11 protein-coding genes are annotated in these 17,450 nt (G+C 76.0%); 7 read left to right on the top strand and 4 right to left on the bottom strand.

Features of this window, described 5'->3' with window-relative positions; genetic code table 11:
• Positions 1-363: 363 nt before the first annotated feature.
• The gene (locus ACFVFR_RS16900; RefSeq protein ID WP_383702155.1) at positions 364-939 is read right to left on the bottom strand and encodes a snapalysin family zinc-dependent metalloprotease; all 576 of its coding nucleotides are present in this window, start codon (positions 937-939) and stop codon (positions 364-366) included.
• A 774-nt stretch (positions 940-1,713) separates the two neighbouring features.
• On the bottom strand, positions 1,714-3,195 hold the full coding sequence (locus ACFVFR_RS16895; RefSeq protein WP_383702153.1) for a helix-turn-helix domain-containing protein: 1,482 nt from the start codon (positions 3,193-3,195) through the stop codon (positions 1,714-1,716).
• 141 nt (positions 3,196-3,336) lie between these two features.
• On the opposite strand from ACFVFR_RS16895, the gene ACFVFR_RS16890 reads away from it, so the two are divergent.
• From ACFVFR_RS16890 to ACFVFR_RS16875, 4 genes are all read left to right on the top strand, one after another.
• On the top strand, positions 3,337-4,194 hold the full coding sequence (locus ACFVFR_RS16890) for a S1 family peptidase (protein WP_383702151.1): 858 nt from the start codon (positions 3,337-3,339) through the stop codon (positions 4,192-4,194).
• Positions 4,195-4,447: 253 nt separating this feature from the next.
• Entirely contained in the window at positions 4,448-5,443 is a 996-nt protein-coding gene (locus ACFVFR_RS16885; RefSeq protein ID WP_383702149.1) for a GlxA family transcriptional regulator, read from the top strand.
• 119 nt (positions 5,444-5,562) lie between these two features.
• Entirely contained in the window at positions 5,563-6,063 is a 501-nt protein-coding gene (locus ACFVFR_RS16880; protein ID WP_383702147.1) for a hypothetical protein, read from the top strand.
• A gap of 373 nt (positions 6,064-6,436) precedes the next feature.
• Positions 6,437-6,814 carry an antibiotic biosynthesis monooxygenase family protein gene (locus ACFVFR_RS16875; RefSeq protein WP_383702145.1) on the top strand — a complete coding sequence of 126 codons (378 nt, stop codon included), beginning with the start codon at positions 6,437-6,439 and terminating at the stop codon, positions 6,812-6,814.
• Between the two features lie 203 nt (positions 6,815-7,017).
• Here ACFVFR_RS16875 and ACFVFR_RS16870 read toward each other — a convergent pair whose 3' ends face one another.
• Positions 7,018-8,625, bottom strand: a complete 1,608-nt coding sequence (locus tag ACFVFR_RS16870; RefSeq protein WP_383702143.1) for a S8 family peptidase — start codon at positions 8,623-8,625, stop codon at positions 7,018-7,020.
• A 497-nt stretch (positions 8,626-9,122) separates the two neighbouring features.
• Here ACFVFR_RS16870 and ACFVFR_RS16865 point away from each other — a divergent pair, with 497 nt between their 5' ends.
• Entirely contained in the window at positions 9,123-12,173 is a 3,051-nt protein-coding gene (locus ACFVFR_RS16865; protein ID WP_383702140.1) for an ATP-binding protein, read from the top strand.
• An 870-nt stretch (positions 12,174-13,043) separates the two neighbouring features.
• Here ACFVFR_RS16865 and ACFVFR_RS16860 read toward each other — a convergent pair.
• Entirely contained in the window at positions 13,044-13,910 is an 867-nt protein-coding gene (locus ACFVFR_RS16860) for a GNAT family N-acetyltransferase (protein ID WP_383702137.1), read from the bottom strand.
• A gap of 1,067 nt (positions 13,911-14,977) precedes the next feature.
• Here ACFVFR_RS16860 and ACFVFR_RS16855 point away from each other — a divergent pair.
• Together ACFVFR_RS16855 and ACFVFR_RS16850 are read left to right on the top strand one after the other, a co-directional pair.
• Positions 14,978-16,060, top strand: a complete 1,083-nt coding sequence (locus tag ACFVFR_RS16855) for a DMT family transporter (protein WP_383702135.1) — start codon at positions 14,978-14,980, stop codon at positions 16,058-16,060.
• 119 nt (positions 16,061-16,179) lie between these two features.
• Positions 16,180-17,337: an aromatic ring-hydroxylating dioxygenase subunit alpha gene (locus ACFVFR_RS16850; protein ID WP_383702133.1), complete on the top strand. Its 1,158-nt coding sequence runs from the start codon at positions 16,180-16,182 to the stop codon at positions 17,335-17,337.
• The last annotated feature ends 113 nt before the right edge of the window (positions 17,338-17,450 follow it).

The raw sequence follows: 17,450 nt of genomic DNA, 5'->3' as shown, positions 1-17,450 counted from the left end.
CTACCGTTTTTTTGTTTGTGTGGTGGGGGTTGTTTTTTTTTCTTCCGGCGCCGGGGCGCGCCCCCCCGCCCGGCCCCCCCCACCGCCGTTGTGCCTCCCCTCGGGGGTCCGGGCGCGCCCGGACGTCGGGTCACTCGCGTGCGACCGGACGGGGTGGGCCGCCGGCGAGCGCCGGACCGGCGAACACCGCGCGAACCCACCGGCCCCGTGGGGCCGTTCGTGCCCCGTGGGGCTCGGCGGGCGCGTGTCGGGCGAGCGGCTCAGGGGAGTTGGCCGTCCGCGCGACCCCGGGCGGGGAGTGCCCGGGGCGCCCGGGGAGCCGGGGCGAGGCGGCTCGGCTCCCTGGGGCGGGAGCCGGCCACGCTAGTAGGCGGCCAGGGCGAACTTGGTTGCCACGTCCCGCGCGTAGACCTTGGAGCCGGCGAACTTCCGCTCCACCGACGCCTTCTCCTGCGCGTTCGGGTACTGGTTCGTGCAGGAGGTGCCGGCCGACGCGCCGGACATCAGGCTGGTGCACGGGCCCGGCTTGACGTCGGGCAGGCCGAGGATGTGGCCCAGCTCGTGCGAGGAGATGCGGACGGTGTTGTGTCCCTCGTTCACGGCCTGGCGGCCTATCCACACCCGGCCGTTGCCCAGCGAGGTCGGTTGGGCCCGGGGCCAGCCGTTGTCGGCGACGATGATGATGTTGGCGCGCTGCCCCGGCTGGACCGCCTTGAGCTGGACGTTCTTCACGCTCTCGTTCCAGGCGGCGGCACCCTTGGTGATCGCGTCCTTGAACTCGGCGGCGCCGCTGGAGTCGTAGGTGACGACCCGGGCCGCGGCCTGCGCGCCCCGCTCGTCGGTCTGCCCGGTCGCGGACGCCGCCTGCACGCCCGTGGTGAACAGCAGGCCCGTCGTGCAGAGCGCGACCGATGCGCTGAAGATCTTCCGGGAATTCATTCACATCTCCACTCGATGGATGGGACTCGTCGGCGTCGCGGGTCGGTACGCCCAGGGGGCGGGCCGACCGGCGAGCGGAACGCTTGAGCGGCGCGGGACGACCCGTGACGGCGTTCCCCGGCCGAAGCCGGCGCGGAAGCCGTACGCCCCGTCGTCGCGACCGGAACACGGGAGAGCGCAGACCCCTCGACGGCACGGCGTCGACGGTCCTCCGTCACCCGGGGGAGCCGGTGAGTGTGGTGCTCCGTGAGAGCTGCCGTGTCCCGTGGGTGGGGGTAGGGGAGGGGCCGGGCGAGGTGATGGGGGCCCGGGTGTCACGGGTGGCAGCCGAATGCGACGGTACCGCCGCGCATCGGCCGCGTGGAGATAGCAGTTATCTATAACACGGTGAGGTGCCGCCCCACCCGGACGTCTGGCCTGGTCGAACGCCCCCCGAGTGCTGCGGGGCGCCCCGCCCGCCCCGTCGCGGCACCGCGCCGTCGCCGGCCTCGCCCTCGCGCGTCCCGCCGTCCGCGCTCTCCCGCCGCCGGCCCTTCGCCGGCCTCGCCGTGCTCGGCCCCGCCGTGCTCGGCCCCGCTGGCGCCCGGCGCGGCTCGGCCGGGCCCGGTGGGCGGCGGCCCTCGGCCCTGTCGGTGCCGATGTGGCTGTGGCGGATTCCGCTGTGCCCGACCTCACCGGCTCCTCCGCCGTGTCCGGCCTCGCCGTGCCCGGTCCCGCTGGCGCCCGGCCCGGCCCGGCCGTGCCCGGCTCACCGGGTCCGCGTCGCGCCGGTGCTCAGCCCGGAGGGCCGGACGCGCCGGTGCCGCCGGGCTCCCGTGGCTCCGCGATGCCGGCTGGCTCCTCGGCCTCCGCTGGCTCCCCGGTCTCCGCTGGATTCCGGTTCTCCGTGGGCAGTTCGGGCTCCGGGTCGTCCGGGCGGCTCGCGGCGGCGAACATGCCGGCCAGGGAGCGGTAGGCCGCGCGGTAGGTGCCGGGGGTCGTGCCGTTGTGGTGCCGGAAGTGGTGGCGGAGGTTGGCCGGGGTGCCCAGGCCGGTCTGGGTCGCGATCCGCCCGACCGGCAGGTCCGTACGCTCCAGCAGCCACTGGGCCCGCCGGACCCGGGCGCGCAGCAGGTACTGGAGCGGGGAGAGCCCGACCCGCGCGTGGACGTGCCGGTTGAGGCCGCGCACGCTCGTCCCCGCGTGGTCGGCGATCTCCGCGAGGGTCAGCGGTCGCTGGAGGTTGGCCTCCATCCAGGCCAGCGTCGCCTCGACAGCGCCGGCCCCGTGGATCGTCCCGCCGTCCGCGCCGAGGCTCTCCTCGGCGCCCGGATCGGCGCCCGTAACGGGACCTTCGCCGCCGTTCGGGCCGCTGTCCGGGTCGGGACGCGCGCCGTCCGCGCCGCTTGGGCCGTTGTCCGGGCCGGGGCCCGCCTCGCCGCCCGAGCCGGCGCCCGGGCCGGGGCCCGCCTCGCCGCCCGCCCCGCCGCCCGAGCCGGCGCCCCTATCAGGCCCCGCGTCGCCCCGCGGGCCGCCGCTCGCCCCGTCGCGCGTCCGAGGGCTCGCCCCGGCGCCCGGCCCACCCTCGGTGGCCTCCCCGGGCCGGGCCCGGTGGCGCCCCTCCTCGTCGGGCCGACCCTCGCCGCCCGGCGATGGCGGTCCGTCCGCTCCCGGCGTGTCCGTCGGGAGGGGGAGGGCGAGGAAGAGCTGACGGTCCGCCTCCGTGCCGGCCTCCTCACCGTGGTCCCGCGCCACGACGTGCAGGTACAGCTCCTTGCCGCCGAGGACGCCGGCCGAGGTGACGACAGGGCCGTCCACCACGAGCGACTCCTCGGGGACGACGGTGACGTGGGGATGGCGGCGGGCGAGTTCCGAGGCGTGCTGCCAGCAGGTCGTCGCCCGCCGCCCGGCCAGCGGTCCGGCGGCGGCCAGCAGGAAGACGCCGGTGCCGATCGCGCCGATCCGCGCGCCCCGGTCGGCGGCGGCGCGTACCGCCTCCACCACCTCGGCCGACGGTGCGGCATGGACGTCCGGGTATCCCGCCACGATCACCGTCCCGGCCTCGGCCAGCCCGTCGAGCCCCCGGTCGACGGCGATCCGCACCGGCCCCGGGCCGCCGGTGGTCACCGCGCGCGGGGCGCTGGTGGCGGAACAGAGCCGCAGGTCGTAGCGGAGGCGACGGGGCAGGGTGCGGGAGGCGTGGCCGAGGACCAGGCTGGCGGCGGTGACCTGGGAGGCGGGCACCCCGTCGAGGACGAGCACGGCGACCACGGGCATGGCCAGAATTTAACCCATGGTGGCACCGGCGTCGGTTCCTCCCCGTTCCCCTCCCGCCCAGGATGGGAACGCGCCGCAGGTCAGGGCAGTCGCCCCAGTGCCCGGCGCCTCCATCCAGCGTTGTCGCGAAGGGACTCCGCCATGCCCGTTTCCACCCCGCCCAGCCGCACCTCGCCGACCCCGCGCCGGCTGCGGCGCGCGCTGACCCGGGTCGCCCTGGTCGGGGCGGCCACCGCGCTGTGCGCGACGGCGACCAGCACCAGCGCCCACGCGATCATCGACGGGCGGGACTCCACCCGGGCGTACCCGTTCATGGTCTCGATCCCGATGGCCCTGGAAGACGACGGGAAGAGCGTCGACGGCGTGTGTGGAGGCGCGCTGATCGCCCCGGGGTGGGTCGTGACCGCCGGCCACTGCGCCCAGGAGGCGGACACGATCGGGGCCCATCCCGCCGGCACCGTACGGGTGGGCAGCGAGCACCGCACCTCCGGCGGCACGGTGCGCCGGATCGTCGAGAAGGTCGTCCACCCCGGGTACGACAAGGACAGCCCGCAGCGTTCACACCACGACATCGCCCTGCTCAAGCTGGACCGCCCGGTGACGCAGCAGCCGATCCGGCTGGCGGAACGCGCGCCGAAGGTCGGGGCGCCGACCCGGGTGCTCGGCTTCGGCACCGTGGTCGACGAACTGGACTTCCGGGACTGGGTGTTCCCCGAGCGGCTCCAGGAGCTGGACACCCGCCGCGCCCCGGCCGCCGCGTGCCAGGACATCGACGCCGCCGGCGAACTGTGCACCACCAGCCAGGTCCCCGGTGCCATGGCCTGCAAGGGCGACTCCGGCGGCCCGCAGGTGCAGCGGGTCCACGGGCGCTGGCAGCTCGTCGGAACGACCTCGGGCGATGGCGACGCCGACCCGCACTGCGCGAACGGGCCGGGTGTGTGGACGTCCGTGCCCGCGCACCGGGCGTGGATCAAGACCGCGCTGGCCACCCACCGCTGACCCGCCGCACACCAGACCCGCCCCGGGGCGGGGCCCCGGGCACGGGCCGGGCGCCGGGCACGGGCCTCGTCTGGGCGCTGGCCCCAGCCCGGGCGCCGGCCCCGCTCCCGACGCCCACTCCGCCCCGCTCCGGTTCCGGGCTTTCCCCCGGGGCCCCGGCCGGGTGCGGGGCTCACGCCCTGGGAGCGGGACCGCCGGCCCGCGCGTCCGGTCGGGACGTGGGCTCGTAACGGCTGTCGGTTAGGTTCACCTCATGTCAGTGGTCGCGCTGCTCGCGCTCGACGGGATGCCCGCCCACCAGCTCAGCACCCCGGGCATGGTGCTGGCCGCCGCCCGCGACAGCGCGCGGGTCGACTACGAACTGCGCGTGTGCGCCCCCTCGGCGACGGTCACCACCGGCGCCCCCGGCCTCCTGACCGTCACCGTCCCCTGGAGCCTGGCGGGCCTCGCGGACGCCACGGCGGTCATCGTCCCGGGCCACGCCGGCGCCGCCGACGGCCCGTCATCCGAGGTGGCCGCCGCGCTGCGGGCGGCGGTCGACCGGGGCGCCCGCCTGCTGGGGGTGGGGGCGGGCACCCTCGCGCTCGCTGCCACCGGCCTCCTCGACGGCCGCCGCGCCAGCACCGCCTGGGAGCACGTCGGGGACCTGGCGGCCCGCCACCCTGGTGTGACGGTGGAGCCCGAGGGCGCCGTCGTGGCGGACGGCCCCTTCCTCACCGGAGCGGGGTTCTACGGCGGCATGGACCTGGTGCTACGGCTCGTCGAGCAGGACCACGGGCCCCGCGCCGTCGCCGCCACCGTCCGCCACCTGCTGCGCCCGCTGCTCGACGAGGCCCACGCCGCGCAGGAGGAGATCGACCGGGGCATCGCCGAGACCGCGGGCCTGGAGCCCACCGTGCGCTGGCTCGACGCGAACCCGCACCTCCCGCTCACGCTCGCCGACATCGCCGCCCACGCGCGCCTGAGCATCCGCAGCCTGAACCGACGCTTCCGCGACCACACCGGCCACAGCCCGCTGCGCTACCTGCTGCGCACCAGGCTGGAGCGGGCCCGACGGCTGCTGGAGGAGACCGACGAGACCGTCGAACGCGTCGCCGAACGCGCGGGGTTCAGCTCTCCCGAGAGCCTGCGCCGCCACGTCCGCCGCGCCACGGGCGTCGTACCGCGCGCGTACCGCACGGCCTACCGCGCCGGGCGTACGCCGTTGTCGTCGCTCGGCGGGGGACGCGGGGGCACGGGCGACGAGTGACCGGTTATCGCTCTAGGGGAACGCGTGAAGAACGTGAAGACTCCTCGACCGGCGCACCATTCGACCCGTGCGATACCCGTTGAGGAGAGACCTTGCGATCGATCACGTTAGGTGTTGCTGTGGGCGCGGCGTTTCTGACGGTGGCGGCCGGGGCCACCAGCCCCGCGTCAGCCGAACCCGCGGCCAACGGCAAGGCGTTGACCTGGACGTTGCTCGCCGACGGCCCCGAGGGCACCGTGCATGTCGGCGGCGGGCCGCTCACCGACCCGTACGTGGGTGACACGGCCACGACCACGGCGCTTCCCGTCCTGTGCCTCAAGGTCGACGGCAGCCCGGTCCCCTCGGGCATCACCCCCGACTTCTACGCGGGCTGGGCCCGTGGCCAGGTGGCGGCCAGCAACCCGATCCGGGGGACCCGGCTGACCAGCCTCGCCGTGGCGAACGCCGTGTGCGTGAACACCTTCGGCAAGGGCTGGCGGTTCGCCGAGTTCCACGACGGCCGGTACGGTCCCGGGCTGGCCGACTCCGGTGGCTGGAGCTTCTGGGCCCACGGCGACGTCCCGGCCGGGACGCGCTTCTGGACGCACATCAACGACCAGCCGGCCAACCCCTGGGACTGACCCGTCCGGCGAACCCCCTTCGGCTCGCGCCCGGTTGCCCCCGCGCCACGCGGCGTGGGGGCGACACGCCGTCCGCGTACGCCGGTCGGGCCCTGCCGCGTGGCGTGCGCCGGCCGCGTCCGGAGCCCGGCGCGCGACCCTGACCTGGGGCGTCAGGGGGCGGTCCGTATCGTGGTGCCCGTCGTGGGCGGGTGCCGGGCCCCGTGTCACCGGCGCGGCGTGAGCCTGTCCACGGGCCGTCCCGGCCGGGGGCCGCCCCGCTGGTGGCGCGCCTCGCCGGTTCGTGGTGCGCCGCGCGACAGGAGCCGGAGCGCCGGCTCCCCGGCCGGTGTCCGACCGTCCGGGCCGCACCACCCGTTTCCGGGAGCACGCCATGACCACCGACAGCCAGCCGACCACCGCGAACGGCGCGTCCGACGCGTCCGTCACGTTCATCAACGTCTTCGAGATCGACGCCGAGCACCTCGACGGCTTCCTGGAGCACTGGCGGGAGCGCGCCGCGCTGATGAGCACCAAGCCCGGCTTCCTGGACTCCCGGCTGCACCGGGCCCGTTCGTCGACGTCCCGCTTCCAGCTCGTCAACGTCGCCCACTGGGCGAGCCAGGAGGAGTACGAGGCGGCCGGCGCCGACCCCGAGTTCCAGCGGCGCACCCAGGACGCGCGCGAGAGCACGCGGGTGCCGGTGGTGCCGAACGCGGCCCTGTACGACGTCGCCGTCGAGTTCTCCGGCCCGGCCGCCGGCCAGCGCTAGCCGCCGGTCCCCGATCGCAGCGCGCCGGTGCGCGGTTGGCCCGACTTCCGGGGTGCGGAGGTCGGGCCAACGGTGTGCGGTGGGGTCGGGCCGGGGCGCCCGGCCCGTCGGCGGTTCGGCGGATCAGCGCGTCACCGCCGGGTCCGGCGCCGGACCGGCCAGCACCGGGACGGTCAGCACCGGACCGGTCGGCGCGGGGGTGGTCAGAACCGGAGCGACCAGCCGTTGACGTACCCCGTGTCGTTGGTCCAGTTGTCGCTCACGCGCAGCTTCCACGTGCCGTTGGCCACCTCGCTGGAGGCGTCGACGGTGTAGGTGTCCTGGACGTTGTCCGCGCTGTCGTCGCTGTCGTAGTCCTTGAGCCGGTAGGCGCTGCCGTCCGGGGCGACGAGTTCGACGCGCAGGTCGCCACGGAAGGTGTGCCGGATGTCGACCGTGACGGCCAGGTTCGCCGGGGCGTTGCCGCTGAGGCCGGAGACCGTGACGGGGGACTCGACCGTGGCGTTGTCCCGGATCGTCACGCGCTCGGTGCTCTCGAAGGTGCGGCCGGGAGGCGTGGTGTCGCCGCCACCGGTGTGCAGCAGCTTGTTGGGTGAGCCGGTCCGCGCGTCGGTGACCTTGTCCGGCGTCGCGTTGCCCACCAGCTTGTCGCGGACCTGTGCCGGGGACCAGCCCGGGTTGGCGGCGAGCAGCAGGGCGGCGGCACCGGCGGTGTGCGGCGCGGCCATGGAGGTGCCGCTCATCGACTGCGAGGCGGTGTCACCGGAGTTGGACGCGGAGGTGATGCTGTCACCGGGGGCGAAGATGTCCAGGCAGCGGCCGTAGTTGGAGGCCTGGCCGTTGCTCCAGCCGGTGGCGCGCGCGTCACGGCTGTTGGTGGCGCCCACGGTGACGGCGGCGGGGGCGGAGGCGGGGGAGTAGGAGCAGGCGTCGGCGTTGTTGTTGCCGGCCGCCACGACCCAGGTGACGCCGGCGGATATGGAGGAGGCCACGGCGTCGTTGACGGAGTCGGTCTTGCCGCCGCCGATGCTCATGTTGGCCACGGACGGCCGGCCGCTCTTGGCCGCGTTCTTGGTGACCCAGTCGATGCCGGCCAGCACCGGCGCCCAGGTCTCGCCGGAGCTGCCCTGGCAGTTGAGGACGCGCACGCCGATCAGCTTGACGTCCTTGGCCACGCCGTAGGCGCTGCCGCCGACCGTCCCCGCCACATGTGTGCCGTGCCCATGACAATCGGAGGCGTTGGAGTCGTTGTCGATGAAGTCGTAGCCGCTGACCGCCCGCCGACCGAAGTCCTGGTGGCTCATGCGGATGCCGCTGTCGACGATGTACGCGTCCACGGCGGAGGCCGAACCGTAGGTGTATCTCTTGTCCACCGGCAGGTCGCGCTGGTCGATGCGGTCCAGCCCCCAGGACGGCGGGTTGGTCTGCGTCTCGACCGCGTACGCCGCGCCGTCCGCCTCCACCCGGGCCACCGACGGGTCGGCGGCCAACCGCTTGGCCCGCTCCTCGCTCATCGTGACGGCGAAGCCGCGCAGCGCGGCGGTGTAGGTGAAGCGCAGGTCGCCCGCGTGCCGCTGGGCGAGCGTCCTCGCCTCGGCGGGCACGTCGGCGCGGGCCACCGAGTCCCGGAAGGTGACGATGTAGGAACCCTCGACGGCGCCGGGGCGGTCCGCGCCGACGATGCGGCCCTCGCCACCGGGCGGCGTGGGTGTCGGCGTGGCGGCGCCGGCGGTCGCGGTGGCCCCGACCAGCAGGGCGGCACTGGCGCCGACGGCGAGCACGTGCCGTGCGGCACGGGCGTCGAACTTCATGGTTACTCCCTCGGAAGCGGTCCGGGACCGGCTGGGGTCCCGGAGGCGACACCCACGGACGGAGCTCGGAGCCCAGCCGCCGTGGAGCGGCTGGGGCGCCGGGATGGGGGGTGGTCGAGGCGGCGGTCGCGGTGGTCGCGACCTGCCGGGTCTCGGCGTCCGTGGGTGATGGGGGGTGCGCCGCGCGTCGTGGGGCGAGGCGCGGTGCGGGCCCGACCCCGCCGGCTGCGGGGAGCAGCCCCGTCGATCGGCCCCAGGGTGTGGGGCCGTGGGGTACGGGATCGGCGGCGTCGGGCCTTCGGCAGCTTCGATCAGCGGCGCCGCGCCCAGCAATCCGTAGGCACTACCCAAAGAGTGGCCGGCGGGCGGGGGAGCGGTGACGGCATTTCCTAGGTGGTGATCCCCTATTGCCCCGCCGCGCGCCGACGGGTAGACCACCTGCTCACCGGCGCGAAACAGGCCCGGACCGGCAGGTCACGCGGCGTGGAGGGGGAAGTGTGGACCAGGACGCCGTCGCCACGGACGGGCCCCGGGCGGATGCCGCCCACGCCGGTCGGGTCGGCCTCGTCGGGCGGGCCGAGGAGATCGCGCGGCTGCGCGCGGCGCTGCGGTGCCCGCCGTGCGTGGTGCTCGTACGCGGCGAACCGGGGGTGGGCGTCTCGCGGTTGGTGGACGAGGCGCTGGCCGACGCGGCGGCCGAGTACCGGGTACAGATCCGTGGCACCTGCCCCGACCTGCGACGCCCCGTTCCGCTCGGCCCGATCCTCGACGCGCTGGCCACCCTGCCCTGCCCCTGCGGCCCGCCACCGCCGCCGGTGACCGGGGCGGTGGCCTGGGCGGTGCCCGAACTCGCGCGTTGGCTGCCCGAGCCACCCCGGGCGCCGGCCGACCCGGCGGTCCGCACGGGGCTGCTACGCCGGGGCGTACGGGCCCTGTTGGCGGCGCAGGGGCCCGCGGTGCTGGTCGTGGAGGACGCGCACCGGGCCGATCCGGCCACCCGCGACCTGATCCACCACCTGCTGTCCGCGATGCCGCCGCGCCTTCGGCTGGTCCTCACCGAACACCACGCCCCCGGCCTGCCGGGCCTGGGCATACGCGTACCGGACCACGTACGGGTCGAGGAGATCACCCCGCGCCCCTGGACGGTCGAGGAGGTGGGGGAGGCCGCGGCGCGGTGGCTGGGGCAGCGGGCGGTCGAACCCGAGCTGGCGGCGGCGCTGCACGCGCGCACCCGGGGGCTGCCCGGCGCGTTCGAGGCCCTCGCGCACGCCCTGACCGACCTCGGCACGCCGCCCGACGCGCTGGTCACCGCCGTCCGCGAGGCCGGGGCGCCGCCGAGGCTGCGCCGCGAACTGGCCAGGCGCCGCGAACGGCTCACCGACGACGCGCAGCGCGTCGTGGAGGCGGCGGCGGTGCTGGACCGGCCGCTGCCCGTCGACGTCCTGGCCGAGGTGGCCGACCTGCCGCCCGACCGCGCCGAGCGGGCCGTCGACCTGGCGCTACGGCGGGCGGTGCTGCGCGCCGAGGGCCCGTACCCGACGTTTTGCCACCCGCTGGACCGACAGGCGGCCCTGGCCGAGGTGCCCGCGCCACGGCTGGCCCGGCTGAGCCTGCGCGCGGCGCGCGCCCTGCGCCGCGCGGACCGCCCGGTGCCACTCGCCGACCTCGCCCACCTGTACCTGGCGGGCGGCCGGGTCCGGGAGGGCCTGCGCTACCTGGGCGCCGCCGCCGACCGGGCCGCCGCCGAGGGCGACTACGCGACCGCGACCAGCCTGTACACCCGGGCCATCGGACAGGACCCGCACCCCCGGGGCCGTATCCGCGCCGCCGCGAAGCTGGCCCGCACGGCACAGCTGGCCCGCGCCGACGAACGGGTGGTCAGCGCCGTACGAAGCGTGCTGGACCGGGACGACCCGCCGCCCCGGCTCCGTGGCGAGATCCGCCTCCACCTGGGCGTCCTGCTCCGCAACCAGAGCGGCGCGGCGCTCGACAGCCTCGGCGAGATCGCCCGCGCCATCCCCGACCTGGAGGTCTCGGACCCGCAGACCGCCGCCCGCGCCATGCTGGTCGCCGCCATCCCCTCCATCAAGGGCTGGCCCATCGCCCGCCACCAGGCGTGGCTGGAGCGCGCCGAGGCGTTCACCGACCAGGTCAGCGACCCCGTGGCCCGGGCGGCGGTGGCCGCCAACCGTGCCACCGCGCTCATGCTGCTCGGCGACCACCGCGCGTGGAGCGCGGCCGACGCGCTGCGCCGCCCGCCCGGATCGGCCATGGAGACCACGCAGTACGCCCGTGGCTGGACCAACCTCGCCCACGCCGCGACGGCTCTCGGGCACACCGCGCGGGCCTGGGAGTTCCTGGAGCGGGCCGCCGCCGGGCTGGCCGACTCCACCAGCCCGTACGTCGAGGGGCTGACCCAGACCGCGCGCCTGGTCCTGGCCTGGCACGAGGGACGCTGGGAGGGCCTGCACACCGCCGCCGACCAGACCACCCGGCGCTACCGCGAGATACCCGACCTCACCGCCGAGGCCATGCTGGTACGCGGGCTGGCCGCGCTGCACGTCCACGGCGACCTGCCCCGGGCCCGCCGCGACCTCGCCGAAGCCGCCCGCGTCACCTGCTTCGACACCGGCTTCATCCTCACCGCCTCGGCCGCCGCCCTGGCCCGCGTCCACCTGGAGGCCGGCCGCCCCGGCCAGGCGAGCGAGGCCGTCGAACCCACCCTGCACCGGCTGGAACGCACCGGCGGCTGGGTCTGGGCCACCGAGGTCGTCCCCACCGCCGTCGAAGCGCTCCACGACAGTGGCCAAGTGGCTCGCGCGCAACGCCTGGTGGCCGACTTCGCGGCCGGTATCGACGGCCGCGACGCCCCGGCCGCCCGCGTCGCCCTCGACGTCAGCCGCGCCCTGCTCGCCCGCGCCGAACACCGCCACGACACCGCCGCCGCCCTCCTGGCCCACGCGGAGGCGGCCTGGCGCCGCCTCCACCGCCCCTTCGACGCGGCCCGAGCGGCCGAGGCCCGAGGCCACTGCCTGCTGCGGGCGGGCCGCGCGAGCGACGCCCCCGGGGCCGGCGACCGCGAACGCGGCGACCAGGCACGCCCCATCACCGCCCCGGCCGGCGCGGGCCCCGAACACGGCGCCGGCACAAGACCGGCCACCGTCCCCGCCGAGCCGGACCCCGAGCACCGCAAGACGGCCGTCGCCGTCATCCTCGGCGCGATCGAGGCGTACCGCGAACTCGGAGCGCGCTGGGACATCGCCCGCTGCCACCGGCTGCTCCGCCGCCACGACATCGTCACCACCCACCGCCGAGGCCGCCACGGCTACGGCGACCAACTCTCCCCCCGCGAAAAGGAGGTGGCCCGCCTCGTCGCGCAGGGTCGCGCCAACCGCGACATCGCCGAAAGCCTCGTCCTCTCCCCCCGCACCGTCGAACACCACGTCGCCAGCATCATGCGCAAGCTCAACGTGACGTCCCGCACGAGCATCGCCACCGCCCGAGCGGGCGCGGACCAGAGCGCGCGCTTCGGCGCGCCGGACGGGTAGCGGCTCCGCCACCCTGCGGCCAGCGGCACGCGTCGGCCCCCACGTTCCCCGCTCGCGCGGCGCCGCGAGGGGGCCGCGTACGCCGCGGACCGCGTGGGGGTGTTCGCTACGGTGGGATCGCCTGACGCCGTGCCCGGCCGGGGGAGTGTGAGGGGGGATGTGCGTGATGTCGCGATCGCGGGAAGTCGCGGGAAACGGGGTGTGGCGGCGATAGAGGTGCGGGTCAATTGCCTGGTCCCGGCGCGTGCGGGGATGGGCCCGCCATCAAACGGTGGGGCCCCGCGTCGCGCGCCTGCTCCCCGCGCGTGCGGGGGTGGATCCGCCTCGGCGGCGCTCACCGGGTGCGGCGTGCCTTGCTCCCCGCGCGTGCGGGGATGGCCCCGGGCACCCGTCGCACACCCAGGACAGCCCCGGCTGCTCCCCGCGCTCGCGGGGATGGCCCTTGGATGCCGCTCCTGGTCGGGACGCCGGCCCACTGGTCCCCGCGCGTGCGGGGATGGACCCGTGAAGCCGGACAAGGCCAACAGCGGCGACAACTGCTCCCCACGCGCGGGGATGGGCCCAAGTCGATGTCCGCGTGCGGGAAGCACGCAATCTGCTCCCCGCCGCGCGGGGGTGGGCCAACCGACGGGTACGGCACGCTGCGGCGCGCCCCCTGCTCCCGCCGCGTGCGGGGGAGCGCTCTACGATCAGCTCGGATTCCGCCGGTAGGCGGCCCCCGCGCTCGCGGGGTTGGTCCCAGCAAGAGGTGTGCTCAGCGTTGCTCGGACGTCTGGTCCCCGCGTGCGCGGGGTTGGTCCCACCCCCGAAGAGGTCGACGCGTCGATCGAGATCTGGTCCCCGCGCTCGCGGGGTCGCGCCCCGCTCCGGCTAGGCCGGGCGGCTCAGGTCGGGTACCGCGGGGCCCTGTCGGAAGCCCGCCGACGTGTACGTCGCGACGGCGGCGGCGTTGGAGAGGGGGGTGCCGACGAGGGCGCTGGACGAGCCGAGTTCGCGGAGGGTGGCCGCCGCCGCGAGGGTGATGGCCCTGCCGTGGCCGTGGCCCCGGTGGTCGGGGTGGACGCCCATCGGTTCGAGCAGGCCGGGGCGGCCGGGGCCGGCCGACCACACCGTCACGGTGGCCACCGCCTCGCCACGTTCGTCGTAGGCGAGCAGGCATCGGGCGTCGGCGTACGGCGGGCCGTCCGCCATCGCGTGCCACCGGTCGTCCGTGAACGTGGACGTGCCGAACGCCGCCCGTTGCACGGCGGTCCGCGCGGACACCCGCTCCGGGCCCACCGTCTCGATCCGTACGCCCGGGTCCGGCACCGGCGCCGTGAGGTCGCGGCGTAGCAGCGTCCAGGGCTCGTCGGCCTGCCAACCGGCCTCGGCCAGCACCTCACGTACGAGCGCGTCGTGCGGCGCCTCGACGGACACCGGCCCCGCCGGCAGCACGCCGCGCCCGGGGTCGACCGCGTCCGCGACGAGCCGGCGCGCCAACTCCTCGTCCCGCCGCGCCTCCGGCGCGACCGTCAGCCGCAGCAGGGTGGGCCCGTCGAGCAGGCCCACGGCGAGTACCCGACCGTCCCGGCTCCAGGTCCGTATCGCCGAGGCCGTCGCCCGCGCGCCGTACCGCCAGAACCAGCCCACGTCCCCCGGGTGCAGTTGCATCGGTGCCGCGTCGGCCTGCCACTCCCGCAGTACGCCCACGACCGCGCCCAGCCCGTCGACTTCCGGCCTGCCCAACATCATCGCCATGCGCCTGATCCCACCTCAACCAGCCGCCGGGCGCACCCGGATTTTGTCCGGCGGGCCTGGCGGGGCCTGGTCCACCACCGCGCACGTCGGCCGGCGCGGCCGACCACGCCGCCGTACGCGCGCGCCGGGGGCTCGGCCGAACGCCCGGAACCGGAGACAGGCGCCGCCCGGCGTGGCACCCTGGCGGTGCGAGGGCGGGGCCGCATCCAGCGGCCCGTGCGACCCGGCGGGCCGGTGCGCGTACCGTCCGTGGAGCCCGGGTGGCCCGCCGCCCGCGCACCGCTCCGTACGGTGGGACGGACGAGGTCCCGCACGTCGTCGGCCGGCACAACAACATCGCGCCCGCTCGCGCTCCCCGTACGACGGCCACGCTCGTGAGGCGTGGAGCCGAAGCCGTCTCGTCGCGCCGGGACCACCCGTCACGACGCGGAGACCGCCCCCGCGCGACGCCGAGCGAACCCGTGGCGTCCCGTGGCACCCGCACGACACGAACACCGGCCGACACCGGGCACCCCGCCGGTACGGCGCCGGGCACGAGCCCGGCACGAGGCGTCACGCGGCGCCGCGCGCCGGGATGAGGAACAGCACTGGAAGCCGGCCCGGAGCCGACGCGACGCCGGGCCCCCGGTGCGGCGTGAGCACGGCACGGCATCGGGCGGCGCCGGGCGGCAGGCTGGCACGAGGCACGAGGCACGAGGCACGAGGCACGAGGCACGAGGCACGAGGCACGAGGCACGAGGCACGAGGCACGGCGCCAAGGCGACGGCGGGCACCAGCCTGGTACGAGGCGTCACGCGGCGCCGTGCACCGGGATGAGGCACAGCGCCGGACACCGATGCCGGGCCCCGGTGAGCACAGCACAGCACCAGGCGGCACCGGGCGCCAGCCCGGCAGGAGGCACAGCACCAGGGCGACAAGGGGGGGCGCCAGCCCGACGCGAGAGACAGCACCGGACGCCGGCGCGGCACCGGGCATCGGCACAGCGCCCAGCGTCCCCGTTTGGGCGCGCGCTTGGGTGGCAACCCGACCCGTTGTCGCCACCGGAGGTGTCCCGAGGGGAGGGAGCCATGCGGGTACGTGGTCGAGGCATGTGGCGTGAGCGGGAGAACCCCGTCACCCCGCCGCGCGAGACGGGGGCCGGAGCCGGTGGCCCGCCGGAGGGCCGTCCCCTCGGGGGCGGGCCGGGGCGGGCCGGTTCCCCCGGCCACGCTCGCGAGCCCGCCCGCCGCCCGCCCCGTGGGCTCGGTCTCGGGTCCGGGTCGCGCCGGTCCAGCGGACTGTTACTGGCGCTGCTGTCCACCCTGATCTGGGCCGGGAACCTGGCCACGGCCCGCGAGTTGCGGGACGCGATTCCGCCCGTCTCGCTCGCCTTCTGGCGGTGCGCGCTGGCCGTGGTCGTCATCCTGCCGTGGACGGCGCGGCCCCTGCGACGCGAGTGGCCCACCGTCCGCCGTCACCTGCCCCTGCTGTCCCTGATCGGCCTGTGCGGCATCGCGGCCTTCACGGTGCTGGTGTACGTCGCGGCGCACACCACCACGGCCACGAACCTCTCGCTCCTCGACATCGCCGCCTCCGTCCTCATCCTGGCCTTCGCCCGCCTGACCGGTCAGGAGCGGCTCGGTCTGCCCGGGGTGCTCGGCAGCGCGCTGGCCGTCGCGGGTGTCGTCGCCCTGGTCACGCGGGGCTCGTTCCGCAGCCTGGACCCCCACCCCGGCGACCTGTGGATGCTCGGGGCGGCCGTCATCTTCGCGGTGTACTGCCTGCTGCTGCGGGTGACGCCGGCGGCGCTGAGCCAGTCCACCCTGCTGTTCGTGACCTTCGCGACCTCGCTGGTCCTGCTGTTCCCCGCCTACCTCGTCGAACGGTGGCTGGTCGGCGGTTTCAGGGTCACCCCGGAACTGCTCGCCGCGCTCGCATACGTCGGCGTCCTCTCGTCCGCCGTCGCCTACCTCTGTTGGAACCAGGCCGTCCGGCAGATCGGCGCGGCGTCCGCCGGCGTCGTGTACTACCTCCTGCCGGTGATGACCGCGCTGCTCTCCGTCTGGCTGCTCGACGAGCCCGTCACGCTCGACCAGGGGCTCGCGATGGTCCTCATCGTCTCCGGCGTCGCCCTCGGCCTGCACGGCGCCCGGCGGGCCGGCAGAACCTGACCCGCTCCCGCGCCGACGCACGGACGCGTCGGAGCCCGGCGCGCGAGCGGAGCACCGCACCCGAGAACCCGCACCCGACGTGCGGCGGAACCCGCACACGAAGTGGAGGAGATGACGTCATGCTGTCTTCCTGGCTCGGTGACCGCTACACCGATCCGGAGTTGTTCGACCGGGAACGCGAGCGCGTGTTCCGGGGACGTTGGGTGTGTGTCGGGCGGGCGGACGCCGTGCCCGAGCCGGGTGACTTCGCCCGCGTGGACGTCGGCGGCGAGAGCGTGCTCGTCGTCCGGGACGCGGACCGGGGCGTGCGCGGGCTGATCAACGTGTGCCGGCATCGCGGGGCGCGGCTGTGCCGGGACGAACGGGGCCATCTGGGCCGCTCGATCCGCTGCGCGTACCACGGCTGGACCTACGGGCTCGACGGCACGTTGACGGCGGCCCCGCAGATGCGCGACCTCCCGCCGCCGGTCACCCACGACCGTGGGCTGCACGCCGTCGCGGCCACCGAGTGGCTGGGCTACGTCTGGTTACGCTTCGGCGCCCAACCACCGTCTCTCGCCGAGCAGATGGGGCCCCAGCTCCTCGATCGCTTCGGCGCCGTCGACGCGCTGGCCGGCTACGGGATCGACGCGCTGCGCCCGGTCACCGAGATCGTCTACGACGTGCGGGCCAACTGGAAGCTGATCGTGGAGAACTTCAGCGAGTGCTACCACTGCGCCACCCTGCACCCCGAACTCACCGCCGCCCTGCCCTCCTTCCGATCGGGTTACGGCACCGTCAGCGGCCGGCGCGGCGCCGACCTCGCCGACGGGATGGAGGGCTTCTCGCTCTCCGGCCGCGCCGCCGCCCCGTCGTTGCCCGGCCTGGTGGGCGAGGCGGCCCACCAGTTCAACGCGGTCAACCTGTGGCCGAACGCGGTGCTGGTCCTGCTGCCCGACCACGTGGTGTGGCTCCGGCTCGAACCGCTGGCCGTGGACCGGACCCGCGTGGTCGCCGAGTGGCTGTTCCACCCGACGGCCACCGCCAACGCCACCGCCACGGCCGACCCGGCCGGGCGCGTGGCCGACGCCGTCGCGCTGCTCGACATCGCCAACCGCCAGGACTTCGAGGCCGCCGAACGCTGCCAACTGGGCGCGCGCTCCGCGTTCTACGAGGCCGTCTACCCACCCCACGAACACGTCCTCCTGGACTTCCACCGCTGGGTGGAGCAGGCCGTACGCGCGCCCGCCCCCCACCGCCAGGCTGATGCCCTGCCGGTGCCCACGACGCCACGCTGACCGGTGGCCCGGGTGGCCCGGGTGGCCCGGGTGGCCCGGGTGGCCCGGGCTGCCGGGGCCAACCCCGACGGCCGCCGCTCGCGGGGCGGCCCCGGACGGGTCGCGGGCCGTGT

It is taken from the genome of Streptomyces sp. NPDC057702, assembly GCF_042799315.1.
Classification (GTDB): domain Bacteria; phylum Actinomycetota; class Actinomycetes; order Streptomycetales; family Streptomycetaceae; genus Streptomyces.
This window is presented reverse-complemented; position numbering and strand designations above follow the sequence as displayed.

Bases quoted from the DNA above. Each gene is read 5' to 3' on its own strand.
- ACFVFR_RS16870 (WP_383702143.1), bottom strand. From the start codon at position 8,625: ATGAAGTTCGACGCCCGTGCCGCACGGCACGTGCTCGCCGTCGGCGCC.
- ACFVFR_RS16860 (WP_383702137.1), bottom strand. From the start codon at position 13,910: ATGGCGATGATGTTGGGCAGGCCGGAAGTCGACGGGCTGGGCGCGGTC.
- ACFVFR_RS16855 (WP_383702135.1), top strand. From the start codon at position 14,978: ATGCGGGTACGTGGTCGAGGCATGTGGCGTGAGCGGGAGAACCCCGTC.
- ACFVFR_RS16900 (WP_383702155.1), bottom strand. From the start codon at position 939: ATGAATTCCCGGAAGATCTTCAGCGCATCGGTCGCGCTCTGCACGACG.
- ACFVFR_RS16850 (WP_383702133.1), top strand. From the start codon at position 16,180: ATGCTGTCTTCCTGGCTCGGTGACCGCTACACCGATCCGGAGTTGTTC.
- ACFVFR_RS16895 (WP_383702153.1), bottom strand. From the start codon at position 3,195: ATGCCCGTGGTCGCCGTGCTCGTCCTCGACGGGGTGCCCGCCTCCCAG.
- ACFVFR_RS16875 (WP_383702145.1), top strand. From the start codon at position 6,437: ATGACCACCGACAGCCAGCCGACCACCGCGAACGGCGCGTCCGACGCG.
- ACFVFR_RS16885 (WP_383702149.1), top strand. From the start codon at position 4,448: ATGTCAGTGGTCGCGCTGCTCGCGCTCGACGGGATGCCCGCCCACCAG.
- ACFVFR_RS16890 (WP_383702151.1), top strand. From the start codon at position 3,337: ATGCCCGTTTCCACCCCGCCCAGCCGCACCTCGCCGACCCCGCGCCGG.